At 70.4% G+C, this 25,067-nt stretch carries 19 protein-coding genes; 5 read left to right on the top strand and 14 right to left on the bottom strand.

All coding sequences use genetic code 11. The features are described from left to right. Positions 1 to 426 precede the first annotated feature (426 nt). The 12 genes from KOI35_RS35720 to KOI35_RS35665 all read right to left on the bottom strand — a co-directional run bounded on the left by KOI35_RS35720 (position 427) and on the right by KOI35_RS35665 (position 11,312). Positions 427 to 843, bottom strand: a complete 417-nt coding sequence (locus KOI35_RS35720; protein ID WP_215793092.1) for a hypothetical protein — start codon at positions 841 to 843, stop codon at positions 427 to 429. A 194-nt stretch (positions 844 to 1,037) separates the two neighbouring features. Next, on the bottom strand, positions 1,038 to 1,928 hold the full coding sequence (locus tag KOI35_RS35715; RefSeq protein WP_215793091.1) for an arginase family protein: 891 nt from the start codon (positions 1,926 to 1,928) through the stop codon (positions 1,038 to 1,040). Continuing rightward, a complete protein-coding gene (locus tag KOI35_RS35710) occupies positions 1,925 to 2,785 on the bottom strand; it encodes a TIGR03619 family F420-dependent LLM class oxidoreductase (RefSeq protein WP_215793090.1) in 861 nt (286 codons plus the stop codon). Before KOI35_RS35710 ends, KOI35_RS35715 begins: the two co-directional genes overlap by 4 nt. Before the next feature lie 4 nt (positions 2,786 to 2,789). Continuing rightward, complete coding sequence (locus KOI35_RS35705; protein WP_215793089.1) at positions 2,790 to 3,473, bottom strand: hypothetical protein; 684 nt, start codon at positions 3,471 to 3,473, stop codon at positions 2,790 to 2,792. Next, complete coding sequence (locus tag KOI35_RS35700) at positions 3,470 to 4,276, bottom strand: ATP-binding cassette domain-containing protein (RefSeq protein WP_215793088.1); 807 nt, start codon at positions 4,274 to 4,276, stop codon at positions 3,470 to 3,472. The genes KOI35_RS35705 and KOI35_RS35700 overlap by 4 nt, the downstream gene beginning before the upstream one ends. Beyond that, on the bottom strand, positions 4,269 to 4,598 hold the full coding sequence (locus tag KOI35_RS35695) for a PadR family transcriptional regulator (RefSeq protein WP_215793087.1): 330 nt from the start codon (positions 4,596 to 4,598) through the stop codon (positions 4,269 to 4,271). The genes KOI35_RS35700 and KOI35_RS35695 overlap by 8 nt, the downstream gene beginning before the upstream one ends. Before the next feature lie 108 nt (positions 4,599 to 4,706). Then, positions 4,707 to 4,958, bottom strand: coding sequence for a DUF4242 domain-containing protein (locus tag KOI35_RS35690; RefSeq protein ID WP_215793086.1), 252 nt, complete (start codon positions 4,956 to 4,958; stop codon positions 4,707 to 4,709). Between the two features lie 44 nt (positions 4,959 to 5,002). Then, positions 5,003 to 6,724 carry an ABC transporter ATP-binding protein gene (locus KOI35_RS35685; protein WP_215793085.1) on the bottom strand — a complete coding sequence of 574 codons (1,722 nt, stop codon included), beginning with the start codon at positions 6,722 to 6,724 and terminating at the stop codon, positions 5,003 to 5,005. Continuing rightward, positions 6,721 to 8,361 (bottom strand): ABC transporter ATP-binding protein, encoded by a 1,641-nt coding sequence (locus KOI35_RS35680; protein ID WP_215793084.1) that lies wholly within the window; start codon positions 8,359 to 8,361, stop codon positions 6,721 to 6,723. Before KOI35_RS35680 ends, KOI35_RS35685 begins: the two co-directional genes overlap by 4 nt. After that, positions 8,358 to 9,182, bottom strand: coding sequence for an ABC transporter ATP-binding protein (locus tag KOI35_RS35675; protein ID WP_215793083.1), 825 nt, complete (start codon positions 9,180 to 9,182; stop codon positions 8,358 to 8,360). Before KOI35_RS35675 ends, KOI35_RS35680 begins: the two co-directional genes overlap by 4 nt. A gap of 46 nt (positions 9,183 to 9,228) precedes the next feature. Next, positions 9,229 to 10,272 carry a FecCD family ABC transporter permease gene (locus KOI35_RS35670; RefSeq protein ID WP_215793082.1) on the bottom strand — a complete coding sequence of 348 codons (1,044 nt, stop codon included), beginning with the start codon at positions 10,270 to 10,272 and terminating at the stop codon, positions 9,229 to 9,231. A gap of 5 nt (positions 10,273 to 10,277) precedes the next feature. Continuing rightward, entirely contained in the window at positions 10,278 to 11,312 is a 1,035-nt protein-coding gene (locus tag KOI35_RS35665) for a FecCD family ABC transporter permease (RefSeq protein ID WP_215793081.1), read from the bottom strand. Positions 11,313 to 11,402: 90 nt separating this feature from the next. Between KOI35_RS35665 and KOI35_RS35660 the strand changes: the two genes are divergently transcribed. Beyond that, positions 11,403 to 12,449, top strand: coding sequence for an iron-siderophore ABC transporter substrate-binding protein (locus KOI35_RS35660; RefSeq protein ID WP_215793080.1), 1,047 nt, complete (start codon positions 11,403 to 11,405; stop codon positions 12,447 to 12,449). A gap of 51 nt (positions 12,450 to 12,500) precedes the next feature. Here the strand turns inward: KOI35_RS35660 and KOI35_RS35655 are convergent, their stop codons facing one another. Then, positions 12,501 to 15,311 carry an AbfB domain-containing protein gene (locus tag KOI35_RS35655; RefSeq protein ID WP_246614261.1) on the bottom strand — a complete coding sequence of 937 codons (2,811 nt, stop codon included), beginning with the start codon at positions 15,309 to 15,311 and terminating at the stop codon, positions 12,501 to 12,503. 300 nt (positions 15,312 to 15,611) lie between these two features. On the opposite strand from KOI35_RS35655, the gene KOI35_RS35650 reads away from it, so the two are divergent. The 4 genes from KOI35_RS35650 (at position 15,612) to KOI35_RS35635 (ending at position 23,868) form a co-directional block, all read left to right on the top strand. Further along, positions 15,612 to 18,149, top strand: a complete 2,538-nt coding sequence (locus KOI35_RS35650) for an RICIN domain-containing protein (protein ID WP_215793079.1) — start codon at positions 15,612 to 15,614, stop codon at positions 18,147 to 18,149. A gap of 72 nt (positions 18,150 to 18,221) precedes the next feature. Continuing rightward, positions 18,222 to 19,223 (top strand): hypothetical protein, encoded by a 1,002-nt coding sequence (locus KOI35_RS35645; protein ID WP_215793078.1) that lies wholly within the window; start codon positions 18,222 to 18,224, stop codon positions 19,221 to 19,223. Then, positions 19,220 to 23,386, top strand: coding sequence for a hypothetical protein (locus KOI35_RS35640; RefSeq protein ID WP_215793077.1), 4,167 nt, complete (start codon positions 19,220 to 19,222; stop codon positions 23,384 to 23,386). Before KOI35_RS35645 ends, KOI35_RS35640 begins: the two co-directional genes overlap by 4 nt. Before the next feature lie 5 nt (positions 23,387 to 23,391). Continuing rightward, complete coding sequence (locus KOI35_RS35635; RefSeq protein WP_215793076.1) at positions 23,392 to 23,868, top strand: hypothetical protein; 477 nt, start codon at positions 23,392 to 23,394, stop codon at positions 23,866 to 23,868. A 43-nt stretch (positions 23,869 to 23,911) separates the two neighbouring features. On the opposite strand, the gene KOI35_RS35630 is transcribed toward KOI35_RS35635, so the two are convergent. Beyond that, on the bottom strand, positions 23,912 to 25,066 hold the full coding sequence (locus tag KOI35_RS35630; protein ID WP_215793075.1) for an acyl-CoA dehydrogenase family protein: 1,155 nt from the start codon (positions 25,064 to 25,066) through the stop codon (positions 23,912 to 23,914). Between the last annotated feature and the right edge of the window lies 1 nt (position 25,067).

Genomic DNA, 25,067 nt, shown 5'->3' with positions numbered 1-25,067 from the left:
ACAGCAGAGCGACGCGAACACGCAACCCCAACGCAAAAACAGCGCGGCATGCGGCGATGCAGCCACGCGGGTTGAACGTCGCGACAGCAGAGCGACGCGAACACGCAACCCCAACGCAAAAACAGCGCGGCATGCGGCGATGCAGCCACGCGGGTTGAACGTCGCGACAGCAGAGCGACGCGAACACGCAACCCCAACGCAAAAACAGCGGGGCATGCGGGCGATGCGGTCTGGGCTGAAACAGCGCTCGGGCCGCATCGGTGGGGATGCGGCCCGAGCACCGGGGTGGTTCTGGCGGTGCGGATCGAGAGTGTGGACGGAACTCTCGAGCCCGCTACCTGTGTTCAGCGCCGGACGGTGCGGGCGTCTCGGCGGGTCGGCCGGACTACGCGGCCGGGTGTGACGTGCTGGTCAGCTGGGCTGACTTCAGCGACGGGGACCGCCGTGGTGGTGGCCGCCGCCGTGGTGACCGCCGCCGTGGTGACCGCCGTGGCCGCCGCCCCACGGGCCGTGGCCGTGGCCGCCGCCGCGCCAGTCCTGCGAGACCTCGAGGGCCCACAGGCCGCGCTTGAAGCCGAAGCGGACCCGGTCGCAGTCGTAGTCGTCCCAGCGGTTGGTGAACTCACCGATGCGGCCGGCCTTCTCGCAGGCGCGCAGCGTGCGGAAGTAGCCGACGACCCGGTCGCGGCCCCAGCCCGCCTGGGCCTTCGTGGTGGTCGTGGTCGAGGGCTTGGCGGCCGGGGAGGTGGCGCTGTCCGCGGCCATCGCCGGTCCGGCGCCGATCGTGGCGCCGGCCACCAGGCCCATCGCCAGCATCGTGAACGTCCGGGCTGCCTTGTTCATCTCTACCTCCGAAGTTGATTGCTGCCTTCTGCCCAAGATCGTGGCATATGGGGCGCAATGGACACGGAGAGGCAAATACGTACTTTCGGACGATCTTGGTTGACCGTTTGTGTGGCCGGTCACATCAGCCGCGAAACGCGCACGCTGCGGCTCTCGCCTTTCAGTTGATGAGACGAGCGCCAGGGGCAGAAAGCTCAGGAAACGAGCGCCGTCGCGAACGCCGTCGTGAAGTCGCTCAGCACGCTGGAATCGGGGGCGTGATCGGGGTTGACCTCGGTCAGGACCAGCGCGGCGAGCCGCGGATCACTGGCGAACACGGTCAGGCTGGTCATCGCCTCGTGCAGGGACAGCCCGATCGGCGCGCCGCCCGAGTCGGGCACGTCGGCGATCGGCATGTCGGAGAAGCGCAGCACGTCCACGTCGAAGTGCAGGACGAAGGAGTCGCCGACCACTGCGGCCAGTGCCCGCCCGGCCGCCGCCCGGGGGTCGCGGTGGACGTCGACCGCGGAGATCCGGGTGATGGCCAACTCTTCGAGCAGTTCGCGTTCGTGGTCGTCGTCGGGCAAAGCGTCCCCATAGGACACCAGCCGCGCCGTCGTGATCGGCTGGGCCACCGCGGCGACCTCGGCCAGGTGACCGGGAAGGCGCAGCAGGTGGGCCACGCCCATCGCGTCGAGGTTGCCGTTGGGACGGGTCTCGGGGGTGAACAGGTCGGGGCCACCGTCCATGTAGAGCAGTGCCGGTTCTTGTGCGGCGCGGTCGAATCCGGCCATCACGCCGACCGTGATGCTGCAGTCGCCGCCCAGCACCAGGGGCGTACGGCCGGTGGCCAGGACGGCCGCGACCTCCGAGGCCACGTCGTCGGCCACCGCCGCCACCGTCGAGGCGTTCTGACCGGTGGAGCGGGCCGGGTCGGGGCGCCAGCGGAAGCCGCGGACGTCGCCCCGGTCGTCGACGTCGAGACCGCCGGCCCGCAGGTCGTTGAGCAGGCCCGACTCGCGCAGGGCGGCCGGCGCCTGCTCGATGCCGGGGGTGTGTGCGCCCGCGCTCGACGGCACACCGATCACGGACCACCGACGGCTCATGAGGCCTGTCCCAGGGAGAAACGCTCGGCGAAGGCGGACATCTGATCCTGCTGCTCGGCCGGATCGTCGGAGGTGGCGCTGACCACGACCCGGGTCACGCCCTCGGCCGCCAGGGCCTCGGCCCGCGCCGGGGACATCGTGATGCCGGCCCAGCGGGTGTATTCGAGGGCGTCCGGGTCTCGGCCGGCAGCCGCCGCGGATGAACGGGCCAGGGCCAGCTGGGCCACCCTCTCGTCCGGGCTCAGCATGCCGCCGGGGAAGAAGCCGTCACCGCGCGCACCGGCTCGGCGGGCCGCGGCGCGACTCGAGCCGGCGACGTGGATCGGCATGGTGTCGCCGACCGGGTGCGGATAGCTGACCAGGTCGTCGAACGCGAAGAACTCGCCCCGATGGCTGACCCCCTTGTCGTCGCCGGACCAGAGCAGGCGCAGGACGTCGATCGCCTCGTCGGCGCGCCGGCCGCGGGACGGGTAGTCGATGCCGAGGGCGGCCGCCTCGCCGGGCAGGCTGCCCAGGCCGATGGTGAACAGGCGCATCCGGCCCTTCGACAGCACGTCGATGGTGGCCAGGCGTTTGGCCAGGACGACCGGGTGCTGGTACGGGATCAGCGCCACCCCCGTACCGAGCAGGATGCGGCTGGTCGACGCGGCCACGAAGGCGAGCGCGTCGAGCGGGTCCACGTACGGGAGATCGGGTGGGAACTCCATCTCACCGAGCTTGGCGCCGCGGTAGAGCACGACGTGTTCGGGCATGTAGAGCGCCTCGAAGCCACAGCGTTCGGCGTGTTGCGCATACGCGATCATGCGGTCCGGATCGGCGCCGAAGGACGGTGTGCCGTAGCTGATCGCGAACTTCATGAGATCACGGTAGTTCCGGCTCGGGGTAGCGGACCAGGCGCAGCCGCCAGTGGAAGATCGCGAGCGTGCCGGCGACGCAGATCAGCCAGGTCACGCCGCCGTGGGCCAGGCCGCGCCAGACGAAATCGATGCTGCCGCCGTCGACCACGTAGTTGCCGACCTCGCGGGCCGACCAGAACGGCATCACCTTGGCGAGCAGGCCGGCCGGGTCGGCCAGCATCTGCACCGAACTGATGCAGAGCAGGGCCAGCGCGCCGTCCAGCTCGCGGGGCAGGATCGCCCCGATCAGGCTGCCCAGCGGGGCCGCGACCAGTGCCGTGATCAGCATCATCGGGCCGGCGGCCCACAGGTGGAACAGGTCCTGGTCGACCGCGACCAGACCCCAGTAGCCGAGGGCCAGCAGGACGCCGATGCCGGTCATGGCGAGCAGCCGGCCGCCGATGATGCCGAGCACGGAGGCGCCGGTGAGACGCAGGCGCGGGTCGACACCGCGGGAGGCGTTGACCACGAACAGGGTCAGCGTCGAGACGGCCCAGCCGATGCCGAGGGTCAGCGCGCGCGTCGACTGGCCGGACAGGTCGCGGCGCGCGAGATAGAACCAGAACGGCAGCGAGACCACCAGCAGCAGGGCGGCCCGGCGCCGGCTGACCTCCCGAGCCGACAGGTTGGCTACCACGAGCGCGGTCATGCCGAGGCCCCCAGATCGAGAACGTGGTCGACGTTCTGCAGGTCGTGCAGCAGGTGGGTGACCACCACGACGGCCCGTCCCGCGTCGCGCCAGGCAAAGACCTGCTGCCAGAAGTCCACATAGGTGCCCTGGTCGAAACCCTGATAGGGCTCGTCGAGCAACAACAGGTCGGGGGCGTGCAACTCGCCCAGCACCAGGTTGAGCTTCTGCCGGGTGCCGCCCGACATCTGCTGCGCCCGCTGCCGCGCACCCGGTCGCCAGGCCAGACGAGAGGCCAGGTGTACGCCGGTGGACCGGGCCCGCCCGGGCACCATGCCCGCCGCCGCGCCGAACAGCGTGAAGTGTTCCTCGGCGGTCAGCCCGCCCACGGTGCCGCCGTCCTGCGGCACGAACCCGACCCGGCGGGTGCGCCGGACGCTGCCTCCGCTCGGACGGGTCAGGCCGGCGCAGATGCGCAACAGGGTCGACTTGCCGCAGCCGTTCGCACCGACGACGGCGGCGACCTCTCCCCCGCGTACGGTCAAATTGACGTCGGCGAGAACGGTCTGGCGCCGGTAGCGCTTCGACACACCGGCGAGGCTGAGCATGACCGGTCCCGCGTGCAGCCGTGCCGGGGCGGACGACACCCGCAGAGCGGCGACGAGGTGACGGGCGTAGAGAACCGCCGGCCCGAAGACCTCGCCGGGCGGCGAGTCGGATTCGGCGGCCTGCTGCTCGGTCTCGTCGGCCAGATGACGGGCGCGGCCGGGCTGCAGCCCGAGCCGGACCAACTCGGATTCGAGTGAATCCACCCAGTCAGCCATGGTGCACCCCGGTCAGCAGGGCGTCGACGCCGTCGCGGAAGCGCTGCCAGTCGGCCGCCTGACCGGCCAGGACGTCCAGCCCGGCCGGGGTGATGGCGTAGTACTTGCGGCGCGGGCCGCTCTCCGACGGCTGCCAGTCGGGTATGGCCAGGCCCTGCTCCTCGAGGCGGAGCAGGGCCGGATAGAGCGTGCCGCCAGGGATGTCGGCCACCCCGGCCGCGGCCAGGCGCTGGGACAGGCCGTAGCCGTAGTCGGGGCGTTCGCGCAGCATCGCGAGCAGGCACAGGTCGAGGAAGCCGTGCAGCCAGGGCCTAGGCGTCATGGCTAGGCAGACTACCTGGTTAGCAGGGAGACTGACTAGCGACGAACGAAGTTAAGTAGGGAGACTGACTAGCGATGAACGAAGAACGAAGTCAAGTAGGGAGACTGACTAGCTCCCCTCGGAAACTTCGAAGATCTCGTCGGCGACCAGGCCGTGAGCCTTGCGGTGCACGGCCGCGGCGGCCTCGGCCGAGGGCGCCTCGACCAGGCAGAAGATCTTGCCGTGGGCCTCGTCGACCCAGTAGCGCTGATAGGTGACGCCGAACTCGCCCTGCGTGTCGAGATCGGCCTGGTGGGCCTTGGCCACGTCGTCGAGGCTGACGCCGCCACTGATCGAGTGCACGTCCATGTAGATGCTCATGCCTCGACCGTAGGCAGGGAACGGCTCCGGGAAATGGGGAGCGACTACCCAGATTGGCGGGTGGTCGACCAGGCCTGCCAGAGGGTGGCGTACGGGCCGGGTTCGTTCACGAGGGACGCGTGCGGTCCGATCTGGACGATCCGGCCGTTCTCGAGCACCACCACGCGGTCGGCGGTCACGGCCTGGGTCAGGCGGTGGGCGACGATCACCGCCGTACGGCCCTCGAGCGCGGCCGCGGCGACCCGTTCGAGCAGGCGGGCGCCCGCACTGCCGGCCTCGGCGGTGGCCTCGTCGAGGATGGCGACCGGAGGGTCGGCCAGCACCAGCCGGGCGAACGCCAGCTGCTGCGACTGAGCCGCGGTGAGAGCGTGACCGCCCGCGCCGACCTCGGTGTCCAGGCCGTCGGGCAGCTGTGTGACCCAGCCGAGCGCGTCGACCCGGTCGAGAGCGGTGCGCAGATCGTCGTCGGTCGCGTCGGGGCGAGCCAGGCGCAGGTCCTCGGCCAGCGGGCCGGCGAAGACGTGCACCTCCTGCGTGATCAGCGCGACCTCACCGGCCGGCACCTCGACGCTCCCGGACACGGGATCGTGCACCCCGGCGATCACCTTGGCCAGACTCGTCTTCCCGGCACCGGTGGAGCCGACGACCGCGACTCGTTCACCCCGCGCAACCGTCAGCGATACGGCATGAAGAACCGGACGGTCCGGACTGTAAGCAAAGGAAAGGTCACTGACATGAATGGCGGCCGCTGCGGAAGAAGCCGACGCCGGCACGCGCGCCGGGGGGAGCAGGTCGGCCACCCCGACGAGCCGGTCCAGACCCGAGGCCGCGGCCTGCGCATCATCGACCAGGGCCAGGGCGGTGTTGATCGGATTGAACAACCCGTGGAAATACAGCGCCGCCGCGGTCGCCGTGCCGATCGAGACGGCGTCACCCCGTACGAGAAAAAAGCCCGTCGCCAGAACAGCGGCCAGACCGGCGAACTCGGCCACGTGCAGCCGGGCGTAGAACCGGGTCTGCAGCGCGATGCCCTGCAGGAGGAGGTCGACGGCCTGCTGGGAGCGGGTGGCGACGCGGCCGCTGTGCTCGCCGGCGATTCGGAACGTGCGGATCGTCCGGGCACCGTCGATCGTGGCCAGCAGGTGGTGCTGCTGGGTGGCCACCGCGACGCGCTGGCGGGCGTAGAGCGGGACAGCGCGACGGGCGTACCAGCGCACGGTGTACGCCTGCACGGGCACCGCGATCAGCGCCGCGAGCAGGAACCGCCAGTCGAGCACGGCCATGCCGGCCAGGGTCAGCACGATGGTCAGGATGGCCCGGGTGAACTCGGGGACGGCGCGGCGCGCGGCCTCGGCCACCACCGCCACGTCGTTGGTGACCCGCGAGGTCAGGTCGCCCGCCCCGGCCCGCTCGACCTGTTCGAGCGGCAGCCGCAGGGCCGATTCGACGAACTGTTCCCGGATCCGGGCCAGCGTCTGCTCGCCGACCTGGGCCAGCAGCGCGATGCCGGCCCCGGCCAGCGCGGCGTCGACCAGAGCCACGCCGACCAGACCCGCACCGGCCAGGATGAACTCGCTCGTCGCCCCACCGCCGGAGGCCAGGTCGACGATGTGGCCGAGCAGCGGCGGCGCCAGCAGCCCGGCGACGGTACCGGCGATCAGCAGCAGGATCGCGCCGGTCAGCCGTCCTCGTTCCGGCGCGAGAAAGACCACAAGAGCTTTCCGCGTACGCTTTCCGGCCGCGATCGGAAGCAGGGTCGTCGTCATGCCAGCACCGTCTCCCGGTACGCCTCGTCACCGTCGGCCAGTTCGCCGTGTGTCCCCTCGGCCCGCACCACGCCGTCGTGCACGAACAGCACCCGATCGGTGACCGCCAGCAGGGCCGGGCTGGTGCTGATCAGGATCGTCGTGCGGCCCGCGCGGATCTCGCGCAGCCGGGAGGCGATCCGGGCCTCGGTGACCGCGTCCACGGCCGTGGTCGGGTCGTGCATGACCAGCACCGGCGCGTCCGAGGCGAGCGCCCGGGCCAGGGCGATCCGCTGGCGTTGACCGCCGGAGAGCGTCCGGGCGCCGTCGTCCAGCACCGCGTCGAGCCCGTCGGGCAGGCTGCGGGCCACCTCGTCGGCGTCGGCGGCGGCCATCGCGGCGTCGACCGTCGCCGGGCCGGCCCGGTCGAGCGAGACGGCCGAGCGGATCGTGCCGTCGAACAGGTCGGTGTGATGCTCGACGGCCACCACGACCGCGCGCAGCTCGTCCGGGTTCAGCGTGGCCAGCGCGACGCCGTCGAGCGAGACGACGCCGTCGGCCGGGTCGAGCGACCGGTTGAGCAGGCGCACCAGTTCGGCCGCGTCGGCCGGGTCGGTGGCCACCACGCCGGCGAACTCACCGGGGGTGATCTTCACGGCGAGGTCGCGTACGCGCAGATCGATCTCACCCCGGGCCGGCGTGACCGGACTCTGATCTCCCCCGGCGACCGCTTCGGGCGCGGACAGCACGGCGGCGACCCGCTTGGCCGAGGCCCGGCCCTGGGCGAGGTCGGCGCCGACCCAGCCGAACGTCGACAGCGGACCGACCAGGAACTGGGCCAGACCGACGGAGGAGATCAGCTGGCCCACGGTGATGCTGCCACCGGCCGCCAGGATGCCGCCGACGGTCGCGATCAGCGCCAGGAACAGACCGCCGATGACGATCACGACGCCCTGGTACGCCGTCTCGGCGCGGGCCGCGCGCACGGTGGCCGTCACCGCGACCCGGCTGCGCTTGCGGTACCGGGCCACCGCGGCCTCCTCGGCCCGCAGCCCCTTGACCACGCGCAGCCCCGCGACCAGGTCGGCCGCGATGCCCGAGGCCTGCGACCCGTGTTCCTGCTCGGTCTCGCTGCGCTCCTCCAGCGGCTTGCCGATCAGCCGGGTCAGCCACATCAGCGGCGGCAGACCGAGCAGCACGAGCAGGCCGAGCGGGATCGAGATGGACAGCAGCAGCACGGCGGTGAGGACGACCGCGACCACGGCCGAGGACAGATAGACGAGGGCGACCGCGACCGCGCCGACCCGGGCGGTGTCGCTGGTGGCCACGGCGACCAGTGCGCCGGGCAGGCGACCCGACTCGGCGCCGCCCCGATCGTGCAGCACCCGGCGGGTGATCCGGACCCGCAGGTCGTGGGCGGCCTGTTCGGAGGCGCGTTCGGCGGCGCGGGCGCCGTAGCGGAAGCTGTAGCTCAGTCCGATGTAGATCGCCCCGAGCACGCCGAGCCAGAGGAACAGATCGCCGACCGTGCCGTCCACGGCCCGGTCGATGACCACACCGATCAGGAACGGGACGGCCGCCTCGCCCGCCTGGTGAGCGGTGGACAGCACCGAGCCCAGGATGATCAGACGTCGCTGCCTGGTCAGCGCCTCTTTCACGCGTGCGCCTTCTCGGTCGTACGGGAGGAACGCCGGCGGTGGCGGTCGGCCGGAACCACCATCGGGGTCCCGGTCTCGGGATCGTCGATCACCCGGCACGGCATCGCGAACACGTCCTCCACGAGTGGGGCGGTCATCACCTCGGCCGGTGCGCCCTGGGCGACCACCCGGCCATCCTTCATCACGATCAACTCGGTCGCGTAGCGGCCCGCGTGATTGAGGTCGTGCAGCACCGCGACGACGGTGCGGCCCTGCTCGTGCAGCTCGGCGCAGAGGTCGAGCACCTCGAACTGGTGGGACAGATCAAGAAACGTGGTCGGCTCGTCGAGCAGCAGGATCGGCGTCTGCTGGGCCAGCGCCATCGCCAGCCAGACCCGTTGCCGCTGACCGCCGGACAGCTCGTCGACGAACCGGTCGGCCAGATCGGACACCTCGGTCAGCCGCATCGCGTCGGTCACGGCCTGCTCGTCCTCGGGCGACCACTGCCGGAGCAGCCGCTGATGGGCGAACCGGCCGCGGGCGACCAACTCCTCGACCACGATGCCGCCGGGCACAATGGGCGACTGCGGCAGCATGCCGAGCTGCTTGGCGACCAGCTTGGACGGGTACGAGGCGATCGCCTGCCCGTCCAGCAGCACCGCGCCCGCCTGCGGCTTGAGCACGCGGGCGAGCGATTTGAGCAGCGTCGACTTGCCGCACGCGTTGGGCCCGACGATGACGGTGAACGACCCGTCGGCGATCCGCACGTCGAGATTCTCGGCGACGACCCTTTTCTCGTACGCGAGTGTGACGCCCTCGGTTCTGAGGCGTGCCTCGGTCATGGCCGCGCTCCTTGTTTCCTCGTATCGGCTCCCGCCGCGAACAGCGTCACGCCCGCGCTCCTCGTCTCTCATGGAGAAGCAGCCACGTCAGGTAGAGGCCGCCGAGTGCCGCGGTGACCACGCCGACCGGGATGTTGTCGCTCGGCAGCACGTTCTGCGCGGCCCAGTCGCCGGCCGAGAGCAGGGCGGCGCCCATCACGGCGGCGGGCAGGATGCCGGCGTCGGGCGAACGGCTGAGCCGGGCCGCAAGCGGCGGGGCGGCCAGGGCGACGAACGCGATCGGGCCGGCCGCCGCGGTCGCCCCGGCCGAGAGACCGACGGCGGCCAGCGCCAGGATCGCCCGGCTGCGTTCCACCGGCACACCCTGCAGCACGGCCATCTCGTCGCCCAGCGCGAGCACCTTGAGGTGGCGGCCGTAGTAGAGGATCAGCGGCACCAGCACGACCACCGTGACGGCGACGATGACCACCTCGGTCCAGCCGCGCCCGTTGACACTGCCGATCAGCCACACCTGGGCCGCGATGGCCTCGTTGAGCTGGGCCCGATAGATGAGATAGGAGTTGAAGGCCTCGAGCAGGGCCGAGACACCGATGCCCATGAGCACCAGCCGGAACGGCTGCACACCCCGGCGGAACGCCAGCAGGTAGACGGCCACGGCGGTGATGACGCAGCCGATGATCGCGCCCGCGCCGACCCGGAGACCGCCGCCCCCGGTGATCAGCATGACGATCAGGGCGCCGGAGGCCGCGCCGGTGGTCAGGCCGACGAAGTCGGGGCTGCCGAGCGGGTTACGGGTCAGGCTCTGGAACACCGCACCACTGGCTCCCAGGGCCACGCCGACCAGCAGGGTGACCAGCACGCGAGGCAGGCGCAGTTCGTAGACGATGAAGTCGGTGCCGGCGGTGCCCTTACCGGCCAGGCTCTTCAGCACCTCGGCCACCGGCACCGGGGAATCACCGGTGGTGAGGTTGACGAACGCGACACCGAGCGCGATCAAGAGCAGGACCAGACCGATTGCTCCCGTACGGGGGTGGAGGCGCAACGACAGCCCGCCGGCCCGGATCACGGCTCGTCGGCTTCTCGTGGGCACGGCGGTCACAGCGTGCTCAGCCGGCGTCGGCGGCACAGCGCGATGAACAGGGGCGCGCCGAGGAACGCGGTGACCACGCCGACCGGCAACTCGGCCGGCGCGACGAGCACCCGGCCCAGCACGTCGGCGCCGAGCAGCAGGGCCGGGCCGAGCACGACCGCGTAGGCCAGGATCCAGCGGTGGTCGGAGCCGACGATCATGCGGGCGGTGTACGGAACAGCCAGGCCCAGGAACCAGATCGGGCCGGCCGCGGCGGTGGCGGCGCCACACAGCAGGGTCACGGCGAGCAGGCCGAGGGCGCGGATGCGTACGGGGGAAGCTCCCAACGAGGTGGCGGACTCGTCACCGAGGCTGAGCGCGTTGAGCCGGCGGCCCAGGAGGAGCGCGAGCACGACACCGGCCGCCACGAACGGCAGGATCCGCAGGACGGTGCCCGCCTCACGATCGGAGAACGAGCCGACGTCCCAGTGCCGGTAGCGGTCGAACGCCTCGCGGCGCAGCACCAGGATGGCCCAGACGATCGCCCCGAGCACCGAGGTGATCGAGATGCCGGCCAGGATCTGCCGCTCCGGTGTGGGGTGCCGACCGGCGCCACCCAGAGCGAAGACCGCGGCCGAGACGAGCGCGGCACCCGCGAACGCGAACCAGACATAGCCGGCCGCGCTGCCGACCCCGAGGAAGGCGATGGCGATCACGACGCCGGTCGAGGCGCCCAGGTTCACCCCGAGCAGCCCGGGCTCGGCCAGCGGATTACGGGTCAGCGCCTGCATGACCGTGCCGGCCAGGCCCAGGGCGGCGCCGACCGCGATGCCGAGCACGGTGCGGGGCAGGCGCAGGTCGTGCACGATGGCCGATTCCGGCGAGTCGTCGGCATGCCACAGAACCCGCCAGACCGTCGCGAGATCGATCGAGCGACTGCCGATCGCCACACTCAGCGCGATGACGACAAAAAGGACAGTGAGCGCCACCGCGAGGCCGATCCAGCGCTTCTGCCGCCGCCGGTCTCGCGGCTGAGCGGGAGCCGTCAGCACGGCCGTCAACGTGGGCTCCGTCCCTACGCTCGGGGTTCTCTGATTAGGTGAGGCTAACCTACACTCGGCCCGATCTTGCCTTCACGAAGGGACCAGCCCGTGCGGCTTCCTCACATTCGGTGGACCGCGATCGCGGCCGCCGCACTGCTCGCACTGACCGCGTGCGGCCCGAACAGCGCCAACGACGAACCGGCGGCCGCGAGCAGCGGCTCGGCGGCCGCGACCGACGCGTTCCCCGTGTCGGTCGCCCACAAGTTCGGCACCACCGAGGTCAAGGCCGAACCGAAGCGTGTCGTCACGGTCGGCCTGGTCGACCAGGACGCGCTGCTCGCGCTGGGCATCGTGCCGGTCGGCACCACCGAGTGGTTCGGCGAGAAGCCGGGCGCCATCTGGCCGTGGGCCGAGGCGGCGCTCGGCTCGGCTCCCCTGCCCCAGGTGATGACCCAGACCGACGGCGTGGAGTTCGAGAAGGTCGCGGCCCTCAAGCCCGACCTGATTCTGGCCATCTACTCCGGGTTGACCAGCGAGGACTACGCCAAACTGGCCAAGATGGCGCCGACCGTCGCGCAGCCCAAGGACCAGGTCGACTACGGCGTGGGCTGGCAGGAACTGACCCGCATGGTGGGGACCGCGGTCGGGCGCACGGCCCAGGCCGAGAAACTCGTCACCGACACCGAGGCGCTGTTCACCAAGGTCAAGCAGGACAACCCTTCGTTCGCCGGCAAAACCGGGCTGATGGCGACCACGTACGAGGGCTACTGGGTCTACGGCACCCAGGACCCGCGCGGCCGCTTGCTGAAAGACCTCGGCTTCACGCTGCCGGCCGGCCTGGACGAGGTGACCGGCAAGGAGTTCGGCGCCAACCTGAGCAAGGAGCGCACCGACCTGCTCGACGTCGACATGCTGGTCTGGATCGTCGACAAGTACGACACCGACAAGGCCAAGGTCGAGGCGGATCCGCTCTATTCGAAGCTGAAGGTGAAGACCGAGGGCCGCTCGCTCTACGTCGAGAACAACGAGGAGGTGGGCGCCGCAACCTCGTTCATCTCGGTGCTGAGCCTGCCTTACCTGCTCGACAAGCTGGTCCCCCAGATGGCCGCCGCCGTCGACGGAGACCCGGCCACCGAGGTCGTCCGAGCCGGCTGACGCCGCGGAACGCCCCGGCCGTCTCGGCCGGGGCGCTTTCCTGGATGGCTGTCAGGCGGACCAGGGGTTGGCCAGGGTCCAGCTGCTGTCGGCGGTCAGGGTTTGCGGGCGGTTGAAGCCGGCACCGGCGGTGCCGGCGGCGATGTAGGCCTGCGACTCGAAGTGCCGCACGTAGTTGCCGGGCAGGTTGAGGGACTCCAGGGTGACGCCGGCGCCGCTCAGGCCCGGGCGGGCGCAGAACGTGGCGTCGGCCGCGAACAGGGCCGAACCGTCGTTGCCGGCCAGTCGGAGGCGGCTGTCGGCGTGGCGCAGGAACTGGCCGGGATAGTTGACCGACTCCAGGCTGTAGCAGGACGAGTCGGCCAGGCCGCGCCGGATCGTGAACGTCGCGTCGGCCTTGAGCAGGGCGCTGCTGCCGGCGTTGACGATCTCGGTGAAGCCCAGGCTGTCGGCGTGCCGCAGGTAGCGGTCGGTGTGGCCCCACGTCGTCACCTGCAGCGAACGGCGGGCGCCGACCGGCAGCTGCACCGAGCTGCGCCACAGCGCCGGCGCCGAGAGGTTCCAGGTGGCGTCGGCCGGGAAGCCTGCCGCGGTGTCCCAGGCGTTCGGGCCGCCGCTGCGGGCCAGGTAGACCGCGTCGGCGTAGTGGCGCAGGTAGGAACCGGGGAAGTTCAGCGACTCGAACGACGTGCCGCCGGCCGCCAGGCCGGTGCGCTGGCACCAGGTGGCGTTGGCCGCGAACGGGCCGCCGGTGTTCGCGTCGAGTCGCACCCGGCTGTCGGCGTGGCGCAGGTAGCGGCCGGGGAAATTGACCGACTCGAACGAATAGCAACGAGAATCGGCGAGGCCGGCCACCGTACGGAAGGAACCGTCCTGCCTTGCTCCGTCGGCGCTCGCGCTGGTCAGGACGTCGGTGCGGGCCAGAGAGTCCGCGTGACGCAGGTAGCGGTTGGTGAGGCCGGCCGTAGTGACCTGGAACGAGCGCACGTGACCGAGCGTGAGCGGCGCGGCCGAGTTGAGGTTGCGGGAGGCGTTGATCAGGTTGGCGTGGGCCGTCCGCACCTGGTTCGTGTCCACCTTCTGGACGCGGCGGTCGTAGGTGAACAGCCCGTTGTACTCACCTTCGACGTCGGTGATCTCCGTGTAGACGTACGCGGAAACGCCCTTGGTCGTCATGAGCTGCTGCACGTCGCGGACCATGCCGGTGTAACGGTCGTTGAGCTGCGCGTTGCTCGAGACCTGTTCGTAGGCGAAGAACTGGCCGTCGGGGCTGTACTCGTGGCCCGGGTTGCGCAGGCCGATGCCGCCGAACTCGCCGAGCACCGAGACACGGGTGGGTGACGGGCTGGGCGCGTCGGGTCCGGTGTAGACGTGCCAGTCGATGATGTCGCCGGTGCCCGGATCGCCCTTGGAGACGCAGCAGTTGTAGCCGCTGTGCGCGTTCATCAGGCGGGTCGGGTCGTACGCCTTGAGATCGCGGGTGACCCGCTGGGTGTCGGCCAGGTTCCACTCGCCCCAGCCCTCGTTGAACGGCACGTAGGTGACGACGGACGGGAACGCCCGGTGCTCGTCGATGATCTCGCGGGCCTCGGTCTCGAACTGGGCGATCTGGGCCGGGGTGCGGTTCTGGTCGAAGGCCGGCGTGGACGGGATGTCCTGCCAGACCAGCAGGCCGAGGCGGTCGGCGTGGTAGTACCAGCGGGCCGGTTCGGTCTTGATGTGCTTGCGGACCATGTTGAAGCCCAGGTCCTTGTGCTTCTGCAGGTCGGAGGCGAGGGCGGCGTCGGTCGGGGCGGTGTAGAGGCCGTCCGGCCAGTAGCCCTGGTCGAGTGTGCCGATCTGGAACACGAACTCGCCGTTGAGGGTCGGGCGCAGCTGGCCGTTGACCATCTTGGTGCCGATCTCCCGCATACCGAAGTAGCTGGTGACCTGGTCGACCGCCTGATTGTTGTTTCTCAACGTGACGCGCAGGTTGTAGAGGAACGGGTCGTCGGGCGACCAGCGACGAGCATTCGGTACGGGCACCGTGAACTCGGTGAAGCCGCCGGTGGCACTACCGACCACAGTGGAGCCGTTCAGGGCCTCGGCCAGCACGCTGTGGCCGGCGACGTTTCCGCGCGTGAAAACGCGTACGCGAACGGTGTTGGTGGTGATGTTGGGATAGATGTCGACCGAGTAGATCGAGCTCACCGGGGTCGGCTCCAGCCAGACGGTCTGCCAGATGCCGGAGTTGGGCGTGTAGAAGATGCCGGACGGGTTGGCGACCTGCTTGCCGAGCGGCTGCTTCTCACCCCGTCCGTCGGTCGGGTCGTAGACACGCACGATCAGCTCATTGGCACCACTCGTGAGGGCGTCGGTGATGTCGACCTCGAACCGGTCGTAGCCGCCCTTGTGGGTGGTGACCTGACGGCCGTTGACCCAGACGGTGGCCTCGTAGTCGACCGCGCCGAAGTGGAGCTGCACGCGGCGTCCGTTCCAGCCGGCCGGCACGGTGAAGGTGCGGCGGTAGAACATCAGGTCACGGTTGTCGTTGCGCATGATGCCGGAAAGAGCGGATTCCACCGGGTACGGGACGAGGATGCGCTCGGGCAGCGTCTGGCCGATGGGCGGGGCGGCGTTGCGGTTGACCTCGGCCGGGTTGAGGAACTCCCACTCGCCGTTCAGCGACTGCCAGTCGGGGCGGGTCATCTGGGGGCGGGGGTATTCGGGGAGCGGGTTGGTCGTCGACACCTGGCTGGTCCACGGAGTGGTCAGGGGCGGGGTCTTGGGGACGACGGCGGCATTCGCGGGGGACGCGACGCCGGCCAGGAAGGAGGCCGCCAGGGCGAGCACGGCCAGCAGGGAGGGGACGCGGTGGCGCATCGATCTCCTCGGGCTTCGTCGATGGGGATGTGAACGCATCTACACATCGATGAACTTCTTGTGTCAAGAAGTTTCGAAGAAACGAACACGTTCCTTGCCCGAGAGCACCGCCCGGCGATGTGAATCACCTTCGATCGGAGGGGACCAACTACATCGAAACAAGCTGATACGGTGACGCCCAGTGTTCGATCGATGTCGATCTGAACGCTTCCTCAATTGAAGACTGGTCGGCACGGGGGAAAGTTGATGTCGAAGAGACAGCACAGGCGTTCTCGCCTGTGGATGATGGTTGCTGCCTGCATGGCGGTCACGGTCGTCGACGGGGCGGTCCCCGCCCTGGCCGCCGCCGCACCGCCGATCGTGGCGAAAGCCGCGGCGGAGACCACCATCGACGAGAAGTACGCGGCCGCGGCCGTGCTGAGCTGGGTACCACGGGAAGAGGTCGCCCTGAGCGACCGCGACTTCGTCTCGGTGCTCTGGGAGAAGGCTTCGGAGAAGCACAACTCCGAGCTCAAGGCGGCCGCGCTGGCCGCCTTCACCGACGCCGGCGACGCGGAGAGCGCCTCGGCCGACTTCATCCGTACCGGTATCTTCGCGGCCAACGAGCGCGACATCGCGCTCAAGGGCCGCAAGGCCGAACTGGACAAGATCCGGCTGCGCGCCGCCCAGGAGATCAACTGGGTCCCCGCCACCAACACCGAGCGCACCACCATGCTCGACCAGACGCTGCAGAACTTCGTGCAGGAGCTGTGGCGTCGCGCGTCGACCTGGCCCGAGGTCAAGGCCGCGCTCGAGCCGCTCACCGCGGCCACGGCGACCGACGAGGACCGGCTCGACTTCGTCCAGAACGGCGTGTTCGCCAAGGCCGAGACCGACCGGCAGAACGAGATCGCCAACGGAAACGCCGAGATCGTGGCGGCCCGTGCGGCGGCGGCGCTGCGCTCGGCCAAGGAGAAGGCGATCTCGGTCGCGCTCAAGCGGTCGGCGACGTCGTACGAGCTCGACGATCTGGAGGAGCGCGAGCTCATCTATCTGTTCGCGAGCGAGAGCACCGGCCGCAAGGTCAAGGCGGACGCCACCGTCGCCTACGCCAACCCGGAGCGCGACGCGTGGATCGACTACATCTTCAACGGCGTCCACCTGGCCAGCAAGGTCGACATCGACGAGCGCGACCTGGCCGACGCACGGGCCAAGGAGGTCCAGGTCCGCGACATCATGTACGCCGCCGAGGCTGACGGCTTCCAGCCGGCCACGGTGGCGGCGGCCAAGAAGGCGCTCGAGGGTGTCGCCCTGGACCGCAGCCTGTTCCTGCTCGGCGGCGCGGACACCGCGAAGCAGGCCGACTACATCCGGCCGTCGGCCAACCGGATCGTGATGATCCAGGCGAACGGCTTCAACGGTTGCGTGGCCGCGCCGTGGCGGCACCAGAGCTACAACGGCACCGAGTTCCGGTTCCGGGTCGATCCGTGCAACGAGAACATCGCCCAACAGCGGTGGGTTCTCACGCCGACCAGCACGTCCGGGCGCTACAAGCTGGTCAGCGCCCATACCCAGGAGTGCCTGTTCCCCGAACGCGCCAAGATCGGCCAGGACGGCGCGCCGATCATGGGCTACCCGTGCAACTCGATCACCGGCGAGAAGAACGACGTCTGGGAGCTGCTCGACAACGGCGCCGGCAAGGTCGAGATCCGCAACGTCACCAACAACAAGGTGATCAGCGCGGTGGCCGGCAGCACGGCCGGCTCGCTCACCATGGTGCAAAATCCCAACGGTCACCTGACCAACCAGCAGTGGCGGCTGATCGATCCGTCGCACCAGGGTGCGGCGAGCCTGGCCCCGAAGGGTTCCTTCCGGCTCAAGGGGGTGCGGTCGGGTCGCTGCGTGCGGCCGGTCGGTGCGCTCGACAAGGCCGGCGAAGGCGCGCTCAAGTCGTATGCCTACCAGGAGATCCGGGACTGCGGCACCGGCAACGAGCAGATCTGGGACGTGACGGCGCTGACCGACACCCGCTTCGAGCTGCGCAACCGGGCGTCCCAGTTCTGCCTGACCGTTCGTCCCTTCTACGGCGACGCCGAGGGCGCGGTCCTGATCCAGGCCGCGTGCGGCACCCGCGACGCGAACTGGGTCTCGATGTTCAACAAGTCCACCGGCACCTACCTGCGTTCGGGTGCCGGCGGCAACTACATCAAGGCCCGCGACGCCGGCACCGCGAACGGCACCCAGGTGAGCACGGCCGAATACAGCACCGCGACCGACGAGCAGTGGAAGCTGGAACCGGTGTCGGACGGGGCGACCCAGCCGGAGCAGAAATGGATCTCGCCGGGCCAGCCGCTCACCAGCTTCACCGGGTCGGCCGTCTCCTACGTGCCGCAGTGCACGTCGACCACCACGACCATCGGGTTCGATTCGTCGACCTCGACGCGGCCCTGGCGGTCGCACACGGCCAACACGGCCAAGGGCCTGATCCGCACCGACGCGACCTCGTTCGGCGCCGCCGACCAGAACTTCCAGTTCTGTGCCGTGGCGCAGACCTCCAACACCAGGCTGGAGGTCACGCTCAAGAGCACGGCGGGTAACGCCTACGTCCGTGAGCGAACCGACGTCACCTACAGCGGGATGCTGGCCGCCGACGTGACGAGCGCGGCGAGTGCGCCGCGGTTCGTCCTCCAGCAGGTCACCTCCAAGGTGGACCCGGTGTTCTCGATGGACGTGCTCCAGTCCAAGACGACCGGCAAGTACGCGATCACCGACACCGCCGCCACCGGGACGTCGGCCAAGGTCGTCCGCTTCTCCAGCGCCACGCCCGTCCAGAAGACCGAGTTCACGGTCTTCCACTAGGAACCCCTCTTGTCGGCCCGGCGGGTGAACCCGCCGGGCCGCTCCTTTCGCGTGCCGTTCGGGAGGCACCCCTTGTTCAAGATTTCCGGCCGGGTCTCGGCCGTTGCCCTGGCCCTCGTGGTCACCTTCGCATCCGCCGCCCCGGCCGCGGCCGCCGCCACCCAGGCCGATCGGGAACGGGTCCAATGGCGGGCCATGTCCGACGGCCGCTGGGAGGTGCGCACGGCCGCGGCCGTGGCGCTCAACAGCTCCGACCCCAATGCGATCACCAAGTTCCTGGCCACCGGGCTGACCGCGGCGATCAACCGGGCCGCCTCGTTCGAGCGGTCCAACGTCGCCGAGATCAGCTACTGGCTGCGGATCTCACCCTCCACCTCGTACGTCCGCTTCGGCTGTGAGCGGGCGCTGACCGCTACCCACGACGAGAAGGACGAGTTCGTCCGGACCGGGCTGGCCATCCTGCAGGATCTGGACGCCTCCGGCCAGCAGCAGCACGAGGAGGAGGTCGCCCAGCAGGCCCAGGCCGACCGCGATTTCGTCGCCTCGCTGGCCGACAGCGACCCCGGGCCGCAGGTACGCGCGGCGGCGGTGGCCGCCATCACCGGCGGCGAGGACGCCGACATCGCCGACTTCTTCCGCTACTACTGGGCGGCCGGCGCCCGCCTCGACGACGAGGCGTACAAGCGGGTCATCAGCGACCTCGACCTCAAGGGCAACGCGGCCCTGGAACGGCTCCGTCAGGCCGCGCTCGCGGCTGCCGCGGCCGAGGCCGGGGCCAGCGGCGAGGCTGCCGAGAAGCTGCACGCCGAGACCGTCGCGGCCTGGCGGGCCGTGTCCACCTCGGCCGGCGGCACCAGCGTGGACTGGGCGGCCGAGCGGGACCGGGCGGCCGCCCAGGCCGACAAGTGGCGCGCGGTGGCCGAACACGCCGAGGGCGCCACCACCGAGCAGGACTGGGCCGGAGTGCTCACCCGGGCCCGCGACAGTGTCACCGACTGGGAGGACGCCGTCCGCTGGGCCGAGGACCAGAGCCGGCTGTGGGCCCAGATCGCCCAGGAGGCGAACGACCGATGAGACGCATTCTGTACGTCTTCCTGACCGCGCTGCTCGGCTTCACCCTCGGCGGCGCGGTCCTGCCCGGACCGGCCCCGGCCGCCCCGGCTGCGGCCGCGGCGGTCGACTGGACCGACGACGAAGCCGACTGGTACCGCTCCAGCGTCGTCGACATCGCCACCTACGCGGCCGAGTTCGAGGTGCGGGACGCGGCCACGGCGGCGCTGGCGGCCGGCACCACGCAGGCCCTCGCCGACTTCGTCGACACCGGCTGGGCCAAGTCCCGGCTCACCGCGAGTCAGCGCAAGACCCGGGAGAAGAACCAGGTCAAGACCTGGTCGACCAGCGGCGGCACCAACGTCAAGCGGACCGCCAACCTCGCCCTGATCAGCGGCGACTTCGCGATCAGCGAGTACGTCGCCTGGGGCTGGGAGGTCGCCGACCGGCTCGACCGCCCGGTGGGCGACACCGAGGCCGAACGGGCCCGGATCTACGCCCGGGTCGAGCAGATGGTCACGATCGGCGGGCCGACCGTGGTGGCCGAGGGCAGCCAGGCCCTCGCCTCCGGCGACCCGGCGACCATCGCCGCGTTCTACACCACCGGCTACGCCGCGGCCAACAAGACCGACTGGGACAACCGCGAACGCATCCGGGTCGCCGTCGAGACGCGCAACCAGAACATCGAGGCGCTCACCGCCGCCGCCGATGCCGCCACCGGCGCCGCGCGGGCCCGGGCCGACATCGTCGCCGCCAACATCCGCGGCCTGCGCTATCTCGAGGACGCGCTGCTGGCCATGCGATCGGCGGCGGCCGCGGCCAACGCCGCCGACCAGGTCTTCGAGCAGGATCGGATCAACCGTCCGCGCCAGCCGGGCCGGACCGCACTGCTCGAGGCGCACAAGGGTGAGGCCGCCGCGCAGGCGAACCGGGCCGCCCAGACCGCGCTCGACATGAACCAGGTCATCGCCCAGGTGCAGGTGGCGGCCAAGGAGCTCACCGACTCAGGGCAGGCCCACGGGCAGGACTGGGCTCAGGTCACCCTCTCGGTCGGCCTCGCCGCCCAGGCCGCCGCGCACGCCGCCGGGACCGCGAGCCAGGCCGCCACCGCGACCCTGGCCGACAGCCTGGCCCTGGACGCCGATCAGAACGCCACCCTGCACGCGAACAACGCGGCCCGATGGCTGACCGAGACCCGTTACCAGGAAACGGTGGCGGCCCAGCGGGCGACCGTGGCCAAGACCCAGCAGAAGATCGCCGAGGACGCGGCGGCCCGGGCCAAGACACAGCGGGGTGTCGCCGAGAAGGCCGCCACCTCGGCCAAGCAGCACGCCGACAACGCCAAGACGCTGCGCGCCGACGCCGAGCGGGCCTCGTCCAACGCGGTCAGCCAGGCCCAGATCGCCTCGGCGGCCCAACTGGACGCGAACGAAGCCGTCCAGCGTGAGCAGGCGGCGATCAACCGGGTCGACCGGGCGGGCACGGAACTCGAGGCGGCGACGTCGCGCTGCATCGCGGCCGAGCAGCAGTACAACGTCATCACCGCGGCCCTGCAGAAGGCCCGCGACGAGGCGACCCAGGCCGGGCAGGACGCCGACGCGGCCACCCGCGACCTGCAGATCCAGGCCGACCGGGCCCGCGACGCGTACAACGCGGCGCTGGCCTGGGCGGCCAAGGCCCGGGCGGCCGCCGATGCCGCCCGGGGCGAGGCCGAGAAGGCCAGTGCCGCCGCGACCAAGGCCCGCAACGCGGCCAAGGCGGCTCAGCAGAGTGCCCAGACCGCGCGGAAGGCGTCCGACAAGGCCGGTCAGGCGGCCGCCGACAGTGTCCGCGCGGCCGAGAACGCCGAGGTCGGCGCCCGGCGCACCCAGGCCGAGGCGGAGGAGGCGGTCCGGGAGGCCGGGCAGGCCGTAGTGCAGGCCGACATCGCGGGTGATGCCGCCGGCAGTGCGGCGGCGCTGGCCCAGATGACCGTCGACCGGTCCGGGACGGCGACCTACATCGCCGCCCGGTTCGCCGCGATCAACGCCGATGCCCGGGACGCGCTGTCGGTCGCGGCCGAGGCCCTCACGGTCGCGGAGCAGCAGGCCGCGGCCGCGGCGAAGCGGGCCGAGGAGGCCGACAAGGCCGCCCAGCACGCCACCAAGCAGGCGCAGGACGCGGTCGACGACATCAAACCGGCGTACGAGTCGGCCGCCCGGGCGATCGGCTCGGCCAACACGGCGATCGCCGCGGCCAACCAGGCCTACCAGGCGGCGATCGCGGCCACCAACGACGCCAACGGCGCCACCACGGCCGCCAACACCGCGACCCAGTGGGAGTCGGTGGCGTGGCGGGAAGCCATGATCGCCGACAACGCGGCGCAGAACGCCAGTCTCGCCGCGGCCAGCGCCGGCCGGGCCTCGGCCAGCATCGACAAGGCGTACGCGTGGGCCAAGTCGGCCACCGCCGGCATCCACACGCAGGCCAAGAAGCTCGCCGACACGCTCAAGGGCCTGCAGGACGAGAAGGCCAAGCAGGACGCGATCCTGCGGGAGCAGCAGGCATTCGAGGACAAGGTCGAGGACGGCATCCTGTCGTACCTCAAGTGCAGCAACTACATGACCGACGCCTGCAAGCATCTGTGGGAACTGGTCCAGCCCAGCCTGAAGTCGGCCCTGGACGCCACCAAGAACCACATCGCTCTGCTGGGCAAGTGCTACACCGGCGACGACGCCGCCTGCGACGCGGCGCAGGCCAACGGCGACGCCGTGCAGGACTGGTTCGTCCAGGTCGGCGCCGGCCTGTGGGAGGCCGCGAAGGGCTTCGTCACCGGGCTCAAGGCGCTCGCCGACTGCGGCAGCTGGGTGGTGGTCGGCCTCGACGGCGACTACTTCCGCAACAACTGCGGCAAGACGGTCGAGGGGTTCCGGCAGATGCCGGGGCTGCTCAAGGACCACCCGCTCGAGCTGATCCACATCACCGAATGGCGGGAGAACCCGGGCAAGGCGTTCGGGCTCACCCTGTTCGACGTCGCCTCGTTCGCCATCCCCGGGGTGGGCGAGCTGGGCGGCGCGCTGAACAAGACGCTCGGCGGGATCAGCAACCTGCTGCGCCTCGGCCTGACCCGGCTGCCGGGCGGGATCGGACGGATCGAGCGCTTCACCGTCCGGGTCGCCGAGGGCGCGGGCGAGGCCGGGAAGCTGGCCAAGATCACCGCGATCGGGGTGCGGATCGAGAACGGCGTAGCCAAGTTCGACGACGCGATCGCCCTGATCGACAACAAGGCGTACTCGGTCGGGAGCACGACGGCCCGGTTCGACGGGGCGGTCGGCGATCTCGAGAACGCGGTGGTGCGGCTCGACGGCGGCGTGGCCCGGATCGAGGACAACGTCCTCACGATCCGGGATCTCACCCTCAAGATCGAGAAGGATGTCGATTTCCCGGAGACGCCGCGGGCCTGCGGCCTCCCGCTGGCCGCGAAACGGGCGGCGGCCGCCGCCGCGGCGGTCCGGTGCAACGGCACGCAGCCGGACGGCAGCTGGGAATACACCGAGAACGGCGTCGACCTCGCCCTCAACCAGCAGGACAACGCCGCGGTCGATGCGGCCATCGCGCTGGCCAAGAAGAACGAGAAGCTGGTGGACCCGCGGTTCACCAAGATCGTCAACGACGTCAAGGTCAAGGTGGAGGACCCCCGGTTCGCCAGTCAGCGGTACTGGGACCTGCGGTTGAAGGCCGCGGACTCGCTCAAGCGGAAGATGGCCGGGCACCGGGCGGACAACCCGACCGTGCCGATGGAGGACCTGCTCGCCAAGATCGGCGACAACCTTCGCTACACCATCGAGTTCAACCACTTCGTCTACGTCGGCGGCGTCAAGGCGGCCGTCGGGCTGCTCAAGGCGGACGGGTTCCAGCTGGTCAAGTGGAAGAACACCTGGGTGCCGCCGAAGGGCATGAACTACAAGGGCATCAACTCGACGTGGCGCGATCCGCAGACCGGTCAGCTGTTCGAGGTGCAGTTCCACACCCCGGACAGCTTCTGGGTCAACAAGGCCGAGCACATCTACTACGAGATCGGCCGACTCTCCGACGATGCCGTCGGATACGGCCTGCCGGCGACCGAGGCCCGGGGCATCAGCACGGGTCTGTGGGATACGGTCAAGCCGCCAGTAGGTGCCCCTGACCTCGACTTCCCGGTGGGATGACCAGAATGCGGCACTATTTCGCGGTCGTCGACGACGATCACGACGTCAAAGATCCGGTCACCCTGATCCGCGTGGTCGAGGGGGCCGGTCCGGCCGGGATCACCCGGCTCAACGGCGACGTCGCCTGGGCGCGGACCGAGTTGCTCGGGCAGATCGAGCGCGGCGAGGTCCCGTACGCGCTGAGGGAAGTCACCGCCAAGGCGGCGCTCGGCCTCCGGGAACGGTGGGCGCGGAAGATCCCGTTCCGCTACTCCGTCCTGGTGCGGGACGACGACCCGGCGGATCAGCCGACCGGCGTCCTGCGCGAGTGGGATGCCACCGGCAGCGATCACGTGTACGCCGAGGTCTACACGCGTGAGGGCCGGTGGGAGAGCTCCACCGTTCGGCACGACATCGAGCGGTCGAGCAACATCTTCAACCGGATCGTGCCCAGCGACTCGTCCACTGTGCACCGGTTCATCGAGTCGCTCGACCGGCAATAGAAAAAGGGGCCGGGCGGAAACGCCCGGCCCCTTTTCCGGACCGTCAGTCCTTGAGGAGTTGGCGCGCCATCACGACGCGCTGCACCTGGTTGGTGCCCTCGTAGATCTGGGTGATCTTGGCGTCGCGCATCATGCGCTCGACCGGGTAGTCGCGGGTGTAGCCGTACCCGCCGAGCAGCTGCACCGCGTCGGTCGTGATCTCCATAGCGGCGTCGGAGGCGAAGCACTTCGCGGCCGCGCCGAAGTAGGTCAGGTCGGCGTCGCCGCGCTCGCTCTTGCCGGCCGCCACGTAGGTCAGCTGCCGGGCCGCCTCGAGCTTCATGCCCATGTCGGCCAGCATGAACTGCACGCCCTGGAAGTCGGCGACGGGCTTGCCGAACTGCTTGCGCTCCTTCACGTAGCCCTTGGCGAAGTCGAGCGCGCCCTGGGCGATGCCGAGGGCCTGCGCGGCGATCGTCACCCGGGTGTGGTCGAGCGTCTTCATCGCGGTCGCGAAGCCGGTGCCCTCCTCGCCGATCATGCGGTCGGCCGGGATGCGCACGTTGTCGAAGTAGACCTCGCGGGTCGGCGAGCCCTTGATGCCCAGCTTCTTCTCGGGCGCGCCGAACGACACTCCGGCGTCCGACTTCTCCACGACGAAGGCGGAGATGCCGCGGGAACGAGCGGTGGGGTCGGTGACCGCGAAGACGGTGTAGTACTCGGACACGCCGGCGTTCGTGATCCAGCGCTTCACACCGTTCAAGACCCAGAAATCCCCGTCCCGTACGGCCCGGGTGGTCATCGACACGGCATCGGAACCGGCCTCCGGCTCCGACAGGCAGTACGAGAACATCGCCTCGCCCGACGCGACCTTGGGCAGATACTTCTGCTTGAGCTCCTCCGAGGCGGCGATCAGCAGCGGCATCGTGCCCAGCTTGTTGACCGCCGGGATCAGCGACGACGACCCGCAGGCCCGCGCCACCTCCTCGATCACGATCGCGGTGGCCAGGGCGTCCGCACCGGCGCCGCCGTACTCCACCGGGATGTGCGGGGCGTGGAAGTCCGAGGAGCGCAGTGCGTCGTACGACGCCTTGGGGAACTCGCCGGTCTCGTCGGCCTCGGCCGCGTTCGGCGCCACCCGCGCATCACACACCTCGCGCACCGCGGCGCGGATCGTCTCGTGGTCCTCCGGCAGCTGATAGACGTCGAACTCGCTCATG

This window comes from Paractinoplanes bogorensis (assembly GCF_018829635.1).
Lineage (GTDB): Bacteria > Actinomycetota > Actinomycetes > Mycobacteriales > Micromonosporaceae > Actinoplanes > Actinoplanes bogorensis.
This window is presented reverse-complemented; position numbering and strand designations above follow the sequence as displayed.

Coding starts and splice junctions, on each gene's coding strand:
- KOI35_RS35630 (WP_215793075.1), bottom strand. CDS start 25,066: ATGAGCGAGTTCGACGTCTATCAGCTGCCGGAGGACCACGAGACGATC.
- KOI35_RS35715 (WP_215793091.1), bottom strand. CDS start 1,928: ATGAGCCGTCGGTGGTCCGTGATCGGTGTGCCGTCGAGCGCGGGCGCA.
- KOI35_RS35705 (WP_215793089.1), bottom strand. CDS start 3,473: ATGACCGCGCTCGTGGTAGCCAACCTGTCGGCTCGGGAGGTCAGCCGG.
- KOI35_RS35640 (WP_215793077.1), top strand. CDS start 19,220: ATGAGACGCATTCTGTACGTCTTCCTGACCGCGCTGCTCGGCTTCACC.
- KOI35_RS35675 (WP_215793083.1), bottom strand. CDS start 9,182: ATGACCGAGGCACGCCTCAGAACCGAGGGCGTCACACTCGCGTACGAG.
- KOI35_RS35700 (WP_215793088.1), bottom strand. CDS start 4,276: ATGGCTGACTGGGTGGATTCACTCGAATCCGAGTTGGTCCGGCTCGGG.
- KOI35_RS35655 (WP_246614261.1), bottom strand. CDS start 15,311: ATGCGCCACCGCGTCCCCTCCCTGCTGGCCGTGCTCGCCCTGGCGGCC.
- KOI35_RS35690 (WP_215793086.1), bottom strand. CDS start 4,958: ATGAGCATCTACATGGACGTGCACTCGATCAGTGGCGGCGTCAGCCTC.
- KOI35_RS35635 (WP_215793076.1), top strand. CDS start 23,392: ATGCGGCACTATTTCGCGGTCGTCGACGACGATCACGACGTCAAAGAT.
- KOI35_RS35695 (WP_215793087.1), bottom strand. CDS start 4,598: ATGACGCCTAGGCCCTGGCTGCACGGCTTCCTCGACCTGTGCCTGCTC.
- KOI35_RS35720 (WP_215793092.1), bottom strand. CDS start 843: ATGAACAAGGCAGCCCGGACGTTCACGATGCTGGCGATGGGCCTGGTG.
- KOI35_RS35650 (WP_215793079.1), top strand. CDS start 15,612: ATGGCGGTCACGGTCGTCGACGGGGCGGTCCCCGCCCTGGCCGCCGCC.
- KOI35_RS35710 (WP_215793090.1), bottom strand. CDS start 2,785: ATGAAGTTCGCGATCAGCTACGGCACACCGTCCTTCGGCGCCGATCCG.
- KOI35_RS35685 (WP_215793085.1), bottom strand. CDS start 6,724: ATGACGACGACCCTGCTTCCGATCGCGGCCGGAAAGCGTACGCGGAAA.